Origin of the sequence: Pseudomonas sp. D8002, assembly GCF_013385695.1 — a bacterium.
In the GTDB taxonomy this organism is placed as follows: Bacteria; Pseudomonadota; Gammaproteobacteria; order Pseudomonadales; family Pseudomonadaceae; genus Aquipseudomonas.
In genome coordinates this window covers 83,296-96,046 of record NZ_JACAPM010000040.1, presented here as the reverse complement: position 1 = coordinate 96,046, position 12,751 = coordinate 83,296, and the positions used below count along the sequence as shown (strand labels likewise).

The 12,751-nt window shown below is 58.9% G+C and carries 13 protein-coding genes; 12 read left to right on the top strand and 1 reads right to left on the bottom strand.

The annotated features are described in order from the left end of the window. The first annotated feature begins 91 nt into the window (after nucleotides 1–91). From eat to fic, 9 genes are all read left to right on the top strand, one after another. Nucleotides 92–1,540, top strand: a complete 1,449-nt coding sequence (eat, locus tag HX807_RS24010; RefSeq protein WP_177051312.1) for an ethanolamine permease — start codon at nucleotides 92–94, stop codon at nucleotides 1,538–1,540. Between the two features lie 64 nt (nucleotides 1,541–1,604). Beyond that, nucleotides 1,605–2,999: an ethanolamine ammonia-lyase subunit EutB gene (locus HX807_RS24005; RefSeq protein ID WP_003219393.1), complete on the top strand. Its 1,395-nt coding sequence runs from the start codon at nucleotides 1,605–1,607 to the stop codon at nucleotides 2,997–2,999. Next, nucleotides 2,996–3,844: an ethanolamine ammonia-lyase subunit EutC gene (eutC, locus tag HX807_RS24000; protein WP_087692359.1), complete on the top strand. Its 849-nt coding sequence runs from the start codon at nucleotides 2,996–2,998 to the stop codon at nucleotides 3,842–3,844. The genes HX807_RS24005 and eutC overlap by 4 nt, the downstream gene beginning before the upstream one ends. Before the next feature lie 92 nt (nucleotides 3,845–3,936). Further along, nucleotides 3,937–4,395 carry an N-acetyltransferase gene (locus HX807_RS23995; protein ID WP_003219389.1) on the top strand — a complete coding sequence of 153 codons (459 nt, stop codon included), beginning with the start codon at nucleotides 3,937–3,939 and terminating at the stop codon, nucleotides 4,393–4,395. Nucleotides 4,396–4,635: 240 nt separating this feature from the next. Continuing rightward, nucleotides 4,636–5,292, top strand: a complete 657-nt coding sequence (locus tag HX807_RS23990; RefSeq protein ID WP_008436520.1) for a DedA family protein — start codon at nucleotides 4,636–4,638, stop codon at nucleotides 5,290–5,292. A gap of 6 nt (nucleotides 5,293–5,298) precedes the next feature. Then, on the top strand, nucleotides 5,299–6,129 hold the full coding sequence (locus tag HX807_RS23985; RefSeq protein ID WP_008436519.1) for a zinc-dependent peptidase: 831 nt from the start codon (nucleotides 5,299–5,301) through the stop codon (nucleotides 6,127–6,129). 93 nt (nucleotides 6,130–6,222) lie between these two features. Continuing rightward, nucleotides 6,223–6,750, top strand: a complete 528-nt coding sequence (gene ppa, locus HX807_RS23980) for an inorganic diphosphatase (RefSeq protein WP_003219382.1) — start codon at nucleotides 6,223–6,225, stop codon at nucleotides 6,748–6,750. Between the two features lie 214 nt (nucleotides 6,751–6,964). After that, nucleotides 6,965–7,741, top strand: coding sequence for an XRE family transcriptional regulator (locus HX807_RS23975; protein ID WP_087692357.1), 777 nt, complete (start codon nucleotides 6,965–6,967; stop codon nucleotides 7,739–7,741). A 506-nt stretch (nucleotides 7,742–8,247) separates the two neighbouring features. Continuing rightward, nucleotides 8,248–9,369: a protein adenylyltransferase Fic gene (gene fic, locus HX807_RS23970; RefSeq protein ID WP_177051310.1), complete on the top strand. Its 1,122-nt coding sequence runs from the start codon at nucleotides 8,248–8,250 to the stop codon at nucleotides 9,367–9,369. Nucleotides 9,370–9,492: 123 nt separating this feature from the next. Here fic and HX807_RS23965 read toward each other — a convergent pair whose 3' ends face one another. After that, the gene (locus tag HX807_RS23965; RefSeq protein ID WP_003219377.1) at nucleotides 9,493–9,804 is read right to left on the bottom strand and encodes a DUF6124 family protein; all 312 of its coding nucleotides are present in this window, start codon (nucleotides 9,802–9,804) and stop codon (nucleotides 9,493–9,495) included. 403 nt (nucleotides 9,805–10,207) lie between these two features. Here HX807_RS23965 and HX807_RS23960 point away from each other — a divergent pair, with 403 nt between their 5' ends. The 3 genes from HX807_RS23960 to HX807_RS23950 all read left to right on the top strand — a co-directional run bounded on the left by HX807_RS23960 (nucleotide 10,208) and on the right by HX807_RS23950 (nucleotide 12,738). Then, entirely contained in the window at nucleotides 10,208–10,852 is a 645-nt protein-coding gene (locus HX807_RS23960) for an NAD(P)H-dependent oxidoreductase (protein WP_177051308.1), read from the top strand. Beyond that, the gene (locus HX807_RS23955; RefSeq protein WP_177051306.1) at nucleotides 10,791–11,183 is read left to right on the top strand and encodes a MerR family transcriptional regulator; all 393 of its coding nucleotides are present in this window, start codon (nucleotides 10,791–10,793) and stop codon (nucleotides 11,181–11,183) included. Before HX807_RS23960 ends, HX807_RS23955 begins: the two co-directional genes overlap by 62 nt. A gap of 415 nt (nucleotides 11,184–11,598) precedes the next feature. Further along, nucleotides 11,599–12,738, top strand: a complete 1,140-nt coding sequence (locus HX807_RS23950) for a Fic family protein (protein WP_177051304.1) — start codon at nucleotides 11,599–11,601, stop codon at nucleotides 12,736–12,738. Nucleotides 12,739–12,751 lie beyond the last annotated feature (13 nt).

Genomic DNA, 12,751 nt, shown 5'->3' with positions numbered 1-12,751 from the left:
CCCGCTCCCACACTTGATCTTCACAAGACCTTGCTACTCATTCGGCTTACTTAAGTAAGCCGGGATAAAACAATAAGAAAGGGATTCCATCATGCCCAGCGAACCGAATGGCGCTCCGGCGTCCGGGTCTTCCGTCGACTTTGAAAAGGTCGGCACCGAATACTTCCAACAACGGGAACTGAAAAAAGGCGCTGCCGGCTGGGTACTATTAGTCGGTCTCGGTGTTGCCTACGTCATCTCCGGCGACTACGCCGGCTGGAACTTCGGCCTGGCCCAGGGTGGCTGGGGCGGCATGTTCCTCGCCACACTGCTGATGGCCACCATGTACCTGTGCATGTGTTTCTCCCTGGCCGAACTGTCTTCCATGATTCCTACCGCCGGCGGCGGCTACGGCTTTGCCCGCAGCGCGTTCGGCCCCTGGGGCGGGTTCCTCACCGGCACCGCGATCCTTATCGAATACGCCATCGCCCCCGCCGCCATCGCGGTGTTTATCGGCGCCTATTGCGAGTCGCTGTTCGGCATTGGCGGCTGGATGATCTACCTGGCGTTCTACATCATCTTTATCGGCATCCACATCTTCGGCGTGGGTGAAGCGCTGAAGCTGATGTTTGTGATTACCGCCGTCGCCGCGATTGCCCTGGGTGTGTTCCTGGTGTCGATGATGCCGCACTTCAGTGTCGCCAACCTGCTGGACATCCCGGTGACCGAGGCCAAGGGCGCCAGCTCTTTCCTGCCCTTCGGTTATGTCGGCGTTTGGGCGGCGATTCCCTATGCGATCTGGTTCTTTTTGGCCGTCGAAGGTGTGCCACTGGCCGCTGAAGAAACCAAGAACCCCAAACGCGACCTGCCCCGCGGCCTGATCGGCGCCATTGTGGTGCTGACCAGCTTCGCCCTGCTGATTTTGGTGATCGCCCCCGGCGGTGCTGGCGCCTACGCGTTGATGGCATCGGGCAATCCGCTGGTGGAGGCCTTGTCCAAAGCCTACGGCGGCTCCACGTGGATGGGCCACTTCGTCAATCTGGTGGGCCTGGCCGGGCTGATCGCGAGTTTCTTCTCGATCATCTACGCCTACTCCCGGCAGATCTTCGCCCTGTCCCGCGCCGGCTACCTGCCGCGCAAGCTGTCGCAGACCAACAAAAGCAAGGCACCGGTACTGGCCCTGGTGATCCCCGGCATCATCGGGTTCGGCCTGTCGCTGACCGGCCAAGGCGATTTGCTGATCCTGGTCGCCGTATTCGGCGCGACCATTTCCTACGTGCTGATGATGGCCGCGCACATCACCTTGCGCATCCGCCGCCCCAAAATGGACCGCCCTTACCGTACTCCGGGCGGCATCTTCACCTCGGGCGTCGCCCTGGTACTGGCCTGCATCGCTGTTGTGGCGGGCTTTCTGGTGGATCCGCGCGTGGTGATTGGCGCGGCGATCATCTATGGAGTATTAATTGCTTACTTTGCTTTCTACAGTCGGCATCACTTGGTAGCAGGCACGCCGGAAGAAGAATTTGCGGCGATCCAGGCCGCAGAGGCCGCCTTGCACTAACTGCCATAAACCTCGACGCGGGCGCTTTACTCACATTCAGCCCGCGTCGACAAGGAGACTCTGTATGGCAAGCTTTTCCCACGCGGTCGGTGCATTGACCTACCGCTTCGACAGCCTCAAGGACGTGATGGCCAAGGCCAGCCCGGCGCGTTCCGGGGATTTCCTCGCCGGTGTTGCCGCGCAGAACGACGGTGAGCGGGTCGCGGCGCAAATGGCCCTGGCCAATATTCCGTTGAAGCACTTTCTCGAAGAAGTGTTGATCCCGTACGAAAGCGACGAAGTCACCCGGCTGATTATCGACACCCACGATAAACAGGCGTTTTCCGTGGTCAGCCACCTGACCGTCGGCGGATTACGCGATTGGCTGCTCAGCGACGCGGCCGACGAACAGAGCCTGCGCGCCCTGGCGCCCGGGCTGACACCGGAAATGGCCGCCGCCGTGTCGAAGATCATGCGCGTGCAGGACTTGGTACTGGTGGCGCAGAAGATCCGCGTCGTCACACAGTTCCGCGGCACGATGGGCCTGCGTGGGCGCCTGTCTACCCGCCTGCAACCGAATCATCCCACCGATGAACCGGCGGGCATCGCCGCGAGCATTCTCGACGGCCTGCTCTACGGCAACGGCGACGCCATGATCGGCATCAACCCGGCCACCGACAGCATCGCCTCGATCTGCGCGATGCTGGAAATGCTCGACGCGATCATCCAGCGTTATGAAATCCCGACCCAGGCCTGCGTGCTGACCCACGTCACCACCTCCATCGAAGCCATCAACCGTGGCGTGCCGCTGGACCTGGTGTTCCAGTCGATCGCCGGCACCGAGGCGGCCAATGCCAGTTTCGGCATCAGCCTGAGCGTGCTGCAGGAAGGCTACGACGCGGGCCTGAGCCTGAACCGCGGCACCCTCGGGCAAAACCTGATGTATTTCGAAACCGGCCAGGGCAGCGCCTTGTCGGCCAACGCACACTTTGGCGTCGACCAGCAAACCTGCGAAACCCGCGCCTATGCCGTTGCCCGGCATTTCAAGCCGTTTTTGGTGAACACGGTCGTAGGATTTATCGGCCCCGAGTACCTGTACAACGGCAAGCAGATCATCCGCGCCGGCCTCGAAGACCACTTCTGCGGCAAGCTGCTGGGCGTGCCCATGGGGTGCGACATCTGCTACACCAACCATGCCGAAGCCGACCAGGACGACATGGACACCCTGCTCACCCTGCTGGGCGTGGCCGGGATCAACTTCATCATGGGCATCCCGGGCTCCGACGACATCATGCTCAACTACCAGACCACTTCATTTCACGACGCGCTGTACGCCCGCCAAACATTGGGTTTAAAGCCGGCACCGGAGTTTGAACAGTGGCTGGCGAAAATGGGCATCTTCACGCAAGCCGACGGCAAGGTGCACTTCGGCAACAGCCTGCCACCGGCATTCCGCCACGCCTTGGCGCAACTGGGATGAAGAAGGAACCGCCCGTGCACATCGACACCCCGGAAAACAACGTGGACAACCCGTGGCTTGAGCTGCGGCGCCTGACCCCGGCGCGGATTGCCCTGGGCCGCACCGGCACCAGCATGCCTACCGGTGCGCAGCTGGATTTCCAGTTCGCCCATGCCCAGGCCCGCGACGCGGTACACCTGCCGTTTGATCATGCAGGGCTCAGCAGCCAATTGGCGGAGCGTGGCCGCGACAGCCTGCTGCTGCACAGCGCCGCCGTCGACCGTCACAGCTACCTGCAACGCCCGGACCTTGGGCGCCGCCTCAGTGATGAATCCGCCCAGGCCCTGCGGGACTATGCCGAAGCCAACCCCGGCGGCGTGGACCTGGCGGTGGTGGTGGCCGATGGCTTGTCGGCCCTGGCGGTGCATAAACATACGTTGCCTTTTCTTACACGCATGGAGGAACAAACCCACGCTGAAGGCTGGTCGCTGTCACCGGTGATTCTGGTGGAGCAGGGCCGTGTCGCCGTCGCGGATGAAGTCGGCCAGTTGCTCGGGGCAAAAATGGTGGTGATCCTGATCGGCGAGCGGCCGGGGCTCAGCTCGCCGGACAGCCTGGGGCTGTATTTCACCTACAACCCCAAGGTCGGTCTCACTGACGCCTACCGCAACTGCATCTCCAATGTGCGCCTGGAAGGCTTGAGCTACGGCATGGCCGCTCACCGCCTGCTTTACTTGATGCGGGAGGCCTGTCGCCGGCAGTTGTCGGGGGTCAACCTCAAGGATGAAGCGCAGGTACAAACCCTCGAGTCGGATGATCCCGACCTGATGAAAGGAAACTTCCTGCTCAGCCCACCGAAGGACTGATCCCTGCACGATTGCGCTTTTTCTCTGCTTTAGGCAGCATCGAGACACGGCCGCTTGTGTGGTCATACCCCATTTGGAAGTTGAGGCCTGGCATGCGGATTACTCAAGCGACCCTGGAACACCTGGACCTGTTGACCCCGCTTTTCGTCAAATACCGCGAGTTTTACGGCGCGCTGCCGTTTCCTGATTCGAGCCGCGCCTTCCTGGAAAAACGCCTGCGCCGCAAGGAGTCCGTGATCTACCTGGCGCTGGCCGACGATGACGACAAGAAACTGCTTGGCTTTTGCCAGCTGTATCCAAGCTTTTCATCGTTGTCCCTCAAGCGGGTGTGGATCCTCAACGACATCTACGTCGCCGAAGACGCACGCCGGCAGTTGGTGGCCGACAACCTGATGCGTACCGCGAAGAAGATGGCCAAGGAAACTCAAGCCGTGCGCCTGCGTGTGTCCACCAGCAGCGACAACCAGGTGGCGCAGAAAACCTATGAGTCCATCGGTTTTCGGGAAGACACCGAGTTCAAGAACTACGTGCTTGCGATCAGCGATGACTGACAACTATTAACCAAACCTCATACATCTGTTGTGGGAGCCCCCTCCCACACTGACGCTGTGTCTACAATCAGATCGAAGTCGCGACATTCCCCGCTACAAAACCAGCACGCTTTTCACAACTCTATCCGTATAATGCGGACCTTTCAGGGTCGTAAGAAATACGCCACAACCTTGTAGCCCTTATTACCCGAAGCCTCCGCACAGGCCCGCTGAGCCAGGCCATTCACACAGGTGCCCTCCATGGATTTCAACCCGCTCGACCTTATCCTGCATCTCGACGTGTACCTCGACATGCTGGTGAGAAACTACGGAGTGTGGATCTACGCCATTCTGTTCCTGGTTATCTTTTGCGAAACCGGCCTGGTGGTCATGCCGTTTCTGCCGGGTGATTCCTTACTGTTCATCGCCGGCGCTGTTGCAGCGGGCGGCGGCATGGACCCGATATTGCTGGGCGGCCTGCTTATGCTCGCGGCCATCCTGGGTGACAGTACCAACTACGTGATCGGACGAACGGCCGGGGAACGCTTGTTCAGCAACCCCAACTCGAAGATCTTCCGCCGCGACTACCTGCAAAAAACCCACGATTTCTACGACAAGCATGGCGGCAAAACCGTGACCCTGGCGCGCTTCCTGCCGATCCTGCGGACCTTCGCACCGTTCGTCGCCGGCATCGCCAAGATGCCTTACCCGCGCTTCTTCGGTTTCAGCGTGTTCGGCACCGTCCTCTGGGTCGGCGGCCTGGTAACCCTGGGCTACTTCTTCGGCAACGTGCCGTTCATCAAGAAAAACCTGTCGCTGCTGGTGGTGTTCATCATCCTGCTGTCGCTGGTACCGATGATCATCGGTGTGTTCCGCAGCCGCTTTGGCCGCAATTCCACCGAAGCCAAGCCGCAGTAACCTGCGATGTGGTCCCTCAGCGCCTGGCGTCGCCGGCGCCTGCTGGCCAAGCACCCGATTGCCGATGAAACGTGGCAGCGGGTGCGCCATCACCTGACGTTCCTCGACGGCATCACTGCCGAGCAAGACCAGTGGCTGCGGGAAGCCTGCGTGGTGTTCCTCGCCGAAAAACACCTCACCGCCCTGCCCGGCGTCGAACTGCACCAGGAACAGCGCCTGCTGCTCGCCGCCCAGGCACAGCTGCCGCTGATGAACCTTGGCGACCTCGACTGGTACCAGGGCTTCCACGAGATCGTGCTGTACCCCGACGACTTCCTCAGCCCGCAGCGCCATCGCGACGCCAGCGGCGTGGAACACGAGTGGGACGGCGAGCACAGCGGCGAAGCCTGGCAACAGGGCCCGGTGATCCTTGCGTGGCCCGGCGTACTGGCCAGCGGCAACTGGGAAGGCTACAACCTGGTCATTCACGAACTGGCCCACAAGCTGGACATGCTCAACGGCGACGCCAACGGCCTGCCACCCCTGCACCACGACATGCGCGTGCAGGAATGGGCCAGCGTCATGCAAAGCGCCTTCGACGACCTCAACCGCCAGCTCGACCGCAACCCTGACGCCGAAACGGCCATCGACCCCTACGCCGCGGAAAACCCGGCCGAGTTCTTTGCCGTCACCAGCGAATATTTCTTCAGTGCCCCGGATTTACTGGTCAGCAGTTATCCACAGGTGTACGAGCAACTGAGCCACTTCTACCGTCAGGATCCCCTGGCGCGCCTGCACCAACTGCAGGCCGGCGACGTGCGGTATCAGACGGAACGCCAAGCGCACTACGACGTCTGACGCATGGCATCGGCGTCAGAATATGCCTATAATCGCCGCCACTTTTAGGCCAATCCGGCCATGTTCCATGGCCAACTACGGGGGCAACGCCCAATGAGCTACAGCAAGATTCCGGCTGGCAAAGACCTGCCGAACGACATCTACGTCGCCATCGAGATTCCGGCCAACCACGCGCCGATCAAATACGAAATCGACAAAGACAGCGACTGCCTGTTCGTTGACCGTTTCATGGCCACCCCGATGTTCTACCCGGCCAACTACGGTTTCATCCCCAACACCCTGGCAGACGACGGTGACCCCCTCGACGTGCTGGTCGTGACCCCTTACCCGGTTACCCCAGGCTCGGTTATCCGCGCCCGCCCGGTCGGCATCCTGAACATGACTGACGACGGCGGCGGCGATGCCAAAGTTATCGCAGTACCACACGACAAGCTGTCCCAGCTGTATGTCGACGTGAAGGAATACACCGATCTGCCGCCACTGCTGCTGGAACAGATCAAACACTTCTTCGAGAACTACAAAGACCTCGAAAAAGGCAAATGGGTGAAGATCGACGGTTGGGGCAACGCAGACGCCGCCCGCGCCGAGATCCTGAAGTCGGTCGCCGCCTACAAAGGCTGATACCGCTATTCGCTCTGAAAAAGCCCCGATTAATCGGGGCTTTTTTTGTGGGAAAAACATAAACATCCGTCTACTTTAATAAACATATTTACAGCAATTGTTTAACTAGCTTAATCAACTAGCAGAATAGTCCTGCGATAAGGAAACACCTACATACAGCAACTCAACGCATGGTTTATTTGATCTGATTTTACGGCCAGTAAACTCTGCGTTTATGAATACATCAGGTGATCGCTTAAGAGCGCTATTACGGGAAGTTCATCTTTCCGCTTCCGACTTCGCCAAGAACCGCGATGTTACGCCTCAACACGTAAACAACTGGTTCAAACGCGGCGTCCCCATGGGCCGGCTCAACGAGTTCGCAGAATTGTTGTGCGTCACCAGCCGTTGGCTGCGCACAGGCGAAGGCCCCAAACATCCACCCGCCAACTACCTGCTGGAAGGATCCGATGCAGACACCTCCCACCGTATCGCCCGCGAGACCAGCGGCAACTACATCACCCACCCGGTCTCGGGCCCGGTAAAAATCGACGTGGAGATCCCCCTCCACCCCACCTTCACCTCGACCGAAAGCATCCGCCTCTCCCTGCACACCCTTGAAGCCATCGGTGTAAGCCCGGAGCGGGCGCTCGGGGCCTACATGGTCGGCAACAGCATGATCGACATCATCCAGGACGGAAGTACCCTTGCCATCGACTGTGGTCGCAAACAGATCATCGATGGCGAAATCTACGCGGTAGAGCACGACGGAATGCTGCGGATCAAATACCTCTACAACCGTCCAGGAGGTGGCCTGCGGATGCGTAGCCACAACAGCGCCGAGCATCCGGACGAGTTTTTGACCTATGAGCAGCGGCATGAGCAGAACTTTGAGATTCTGGGTTGGGTGTTCTGGTGGGCGACACTGAATAACCGCCGCCCGCCGGTGCCGCTGGATGCGCATTTATTGGGCTACGAAGGCTCTAAATCGGATCCGGAGCTGGGAAATTGAGGCGAATATGGGTATTATCCGCCGCACATTTGGCAGGGGGTTGGCGTGAAGCCGGTCCGCCCTGCCTGGCGATGCGGAGGAGTTCCCGCTGATGCCCCTTATCACCTGGGTGTGAGCCTGGGTGAACGATTTGAAGGCTGGTGAGGTTTACCAAAAATAAGCTGAACCAGTCCCCGAGAAGCCGGCCACAAGCCGGCTTTTTAATGCCTGGAAGAAATGCGCTACACCTGCCAGGCATCGAGCTATTTGAGAACGCGCCAACCGCTCCAAGGCACGCAAGCCGTCTTTTCCATCCTCAGGACATTCGCCTGATACGTCGCTAAAAGCCCGTTCCAAGAACACGTTTCGCATACCTGTCGTTACCAACGACATGACATCAAGACGTGTCGCAGAAATCAAAATATAGCGACACGTCGTGCACGCATGTTTACACTGACGCCACGAAAGGGCGCCCTGATGAGCCCCTCTTACCTTTAGACGGATAAGTCAAAGACCGAGCCCCATCCATGACCGCATCCCACCTTCCCTGGCAGGCTGACAAGCCCTACAACCAGCTTCCCACTTTGCCACCGGCAACTGTTCTGGAAACCCATGCAGTGCTCAAACGCTGCATTGAGGCCCGCACAGCCCTGGCCGAATTGAAGCAAGCGGCTGAGCTGATCCCTAACCAGACAATGCTGATCAACACCATTCCATTGCTGGAGGCCAAGGACAGCTCAGAGATCGAAAGTATCGTCACCACCACGGATTTGCTCTTTCAGCATGCTCAGGATGGAGATAGCCACGCAGACCCAGCGACCAAGGAAGCACTGCGCTACCGCAAAGCCCTGCAGAAAGGTTATAAATCGTTGGCCGACCGCCCACTCTCCACCGGTACTGCAGTCGAAATCTGCCGCACGCTTAAAGGCGTGAACATGGATATACGCCGGGTGCCAGGAGTCCAGCTAGCCAACGACCGAACCGGCGAGATCATCTATACCCCACCGGAAGGCGAAGATCGCTTACGTGACATGCTCGCCAACTGGGAGCGCTTCCTGCACAACGAGACCGACCTGGATCCATTAGTACGTATGGCGGTTAGTCACTATCAATTCGAAGCCATTCACCCATTCACCGACGGCAATGGCCGTACCGGGCGAGTGCTCAACACCCTGTACCTGATCCAGGAAGGCCTGCTGAATCTACCGATTCTCTACCTTAGCCGTTACATCATTGCCCATAGAGCCGATTACTACCGCCTGTTGCTTGATGTCACTCGCAAACAAGCCTGGGAGCCTTGGCTGCTGTACATGCTCAGCGCTGTGGAAGAAACAGCACGCTGGACTTGTGCAAAAATTGCCGCTATTCGCAGCCTGTCCGAGCACACCACCCAGTTTGTTCGTGAGCAGTTGCCGAAAACCTATTCCCGCGAGCTGGTAGACGTCATTTTCGAACAGCCCTACTGCCGCATCAGCAACGTCGTCGACAAACAGATTGCCCAGCGTCAAGCAGCCTCCCGTTACCTCAAAGAACTAGTCGCCATCGGCGTTCTGCAAGAGGTTCAGGTTGGCAAGGAAAAGCTCTTCATCCATCCCAAGCTGATGCAGTTACTCACTCGCGACAACAACGACTTCAAGCCATACGCCTGAGGGGAGAGCTTTACTCGATGACAATCGTCTGCCGGGATCTGCGCCCCTGAGCCGTGATGATTAGCATTTGGTCAGTAGGTTGCTGACCAAATGCATCGTTACCTCAGTGTCGGCTTAGGATCCTCACCTCGGCTGCAAGCAATCCAACGCCCTATCCACCACCACCTTCGACATCTCCACCAAATGCATCACCGCCCGCTGCGCGCCGTTCAGCGGCTCGGTCGACGCCTGGGCGGTCGCCACGGCGCAATGTAATAACTCGGCAGCATGGGCCAGGGCATCTTCGAAACTCAGTTCGTCATCGACGGTAAACGGGTTGGGTGAAGGCTGCGCGTCCGGCGCTTTAAGGTAGTGATCGATCACTCGACGCGAGGCATCAGTGTCGCGGAGTAAGGCTTTATGGAATGCGGGTGGATCGGGGGTAACTTTGACCATGGTAGAACTCCTAGCAGTGAGTTAAACCACTAACCTCTCGCGACTAAACGATCAGAAGGTGGCAGCTGTACGCAGGTTAGTCGACCGGCCGCTAGGCACCGGCGCACCCGAAGGTGCCCTGCGCACAGCCACCATAAAGTGCAGGCGATAAATACCTGGCTTTGAGATGGCGCTGTACGCCTAGCGTTGTCCGGGCGACTAAACCCGATCACTGAATATGCAGTGACGGAACGCAGACTAGTCGCGGGATTTTGCTGGCGCAAGCGCTTGGAATTCTCTAGGAAACGTCCTGCAAATGAAAGGGATCAGTCTTCCTGGCCATTCCCAATCACCGCCTCTTCTTGACTCTCCCCCTAAGGTCACACCTCACCCTGAACCCCCAACTTTCAGGATCCCCACCACCATGAGCCAACGCATCCTGGTCATCCTCGGCCACCCTTCCCGCACCAGCTTCTGCTCTGCCCTCACCGACACCTACATCACCGCGGCCAAAACCGCCGGTCACGAAGTGCGCGTCCTGCGCCTCGGCGACCTGACTTTCGATCCCATCCTGCACAACGGCTACAACCAAACCCAACCCCTGGAACCCGACCTGCTCAACGCCCAATCCGACATCCTGTGGGCCAATCACCTGACGTTTGTCTTCCCCATCTGGTGGGGTGGCATCCCGGCTTTGATGAAGGGCTTTATCGACCGAATTCTCCTGTCTGGTTTCGCCTTCAAATACCGCAAAGGCAAAGCCTTCCCCGACAAACTCCTGAAGGGCCGAACTGCGCATTTGCTGGTGACCCTGGACACGCCAGCGTGGTATTACAGGTGGTTCTACCGCATGCCCGCGCTGCATCAGATACGCAAGACAACGCTGGAGTTTTGTGGCATCCAGCCGATCAAGACGTTGCAATTCGGGCCGGTGCTTGGCTCTACGCCAGCACAGCGGGAACAGTGGCTGAAACAGGCCGGCGCACTCTTTGGGAAAAGGACTTTTCATGTACATCGGCAAAGCCGCGCAACTGTCGGGCACAACCATCAAGGCGATTCGTCACTATGAGGCCATCGGCCTGTTGCCGCCGCCGCAGCGGGAAGGTCGTTATCGAATTTACTCCACGCAAAGTGTCGAACTGCTGACGTTCATCAAGTGCGCCCAGCAGTTGGGTTTCAAGCTCAAGGAGTTGCAGGCGATTCTGGGTGGGCATCCTGGTGATGGGTTGCCCTGGGAGCTGGCGGACAAGGCAATCACCAACAAAAAGCAGGAACTGATGAAGCAAATCGAAGCGCTGCAGAAGATGCACGGGGGATTGGTCGAATTTGAGGCCAGTCTCAAGGACGCTCAGGGTCAATGCAACGCACCACCGAAAACGCCACGGCCGTCAATGAGCTGAACCGCTGTTTTACGTAGTACCGGGCAGCGGCTCGGAACAGAAAAAGCTTCGCAAGTAATGGAGTGGTTTCCGGCCGCACTGGGAAAGGTCCACTTCGAGCGCGATTGGCAATGGCGTGCTGGCGGGAAGTTGGACGGCGATTACCGGCGTGTGGGACGCCATCAAGCAAGTGCAGGAGATCTTCAAGGACGCCGGCAAGCTGTTTGAAAGCCTGGGGGCGACAGCCAGCGAATTGATGAGCTGGCGAGTACTGCGCCAAAGGTTATGGAACAGGCGATCCTGCTGGCCAGTGATGAGGCGGCGCTGTACCTGATATGCGCATCTGACTGGACAGTGAGCCGAATCGCTCACACAATCGGCTCACCAAATGAGCCGAATAAGCCTTCTATTCGGCTCACATACCGAGCATGCCTCCATGGATCACCCGAACTGGATCTGGCAACAACCCGACTGGCCGCACTTTCACTGGCAACCAGAGCGCCTCGCAGCGTTGTTGCGCGAGTGCACGCAGGCGCAAGGAAAGTTGCTGGGCATGCTCGGTTCGGTCAGCCAGGCACAGAGTTCGGAGAATGAACTGGATGCGTTGCTGCAAAACATTCTGACCTCCTCGGCAATCGAGGGTGAGCAGTTGAATGTGGGCTCGGTACGTTCCTCTTTGGCCCGGCGCCTGGGCCTGGAGCTATTGCAAGACGGCTCCGTGAGCCGGCGCAGCGAGGGTCTGGCTGACTTGATGCTGGACGCCACGCAACAGTTTGCTCAACCGTTTACCCTCACCCGTCTATTCAAATGGCATCGATGGTTGTTTCCCGCCGAGGAAGCCCGATTTTCCACCCACGGCTTGAACGTAGGCGCGTTAAGGGGGGATGAGCCTATGCAGGTTGTATCGGGAAGACTGGACCGACCCACTGTGCATTTCGAGGCCCCACCCCGCCAAGGACTGGAGCAGTCGCTGGACGATTTCATCGAATGGTTTGAAGCCAGCCGGAATCATGCGGCCCTTGACCCATTGCTCCGCGCAGGCCTGGCGCATTTCTGGTTCGTCACCCTGCACCCCTTCGATGATGGCAACGGTCGTCTGACGCGGGCTATTACTGACCTCGCGCTTGCCCAGGCGGAGAACCAGGCGATCCGCTTCTACGCCATGTCGGCAAGCATCCTTGAAGACCGGGCAGGCTATTACCGTGCACTGGAAACCAGTCAAAAAGCCACGCTGGATGTCACCGATTGGCTAGAGTGGTTCCTGCAAACCCTGCTTCGTAGCCTGCAGCAGGCGATGGCGCGGATCGACCGGGTGCTGGGTAAAACTCGCTTTTGGCAACGGCATCGAGACCACGCACTCAGCGCCGAGCAGACAAAAGTCTTGAATCGCTTGCTCGACGGCGGCGAGAAGGGCTTTGAGCACGGGATCAGCGCGGCCCAATATCAAGCGGTGGCCAAAGTGTCCAAGGCCACGGCGACCCGACATCTGGCCGATCTTCTGGAAAAAAACTGCCTGGTTCGGCTACCCGGCGGCGGCCGCAGCACCCGCTATCAAATCAACACTCAAGGCGATTAATTTTCAAGGCAAA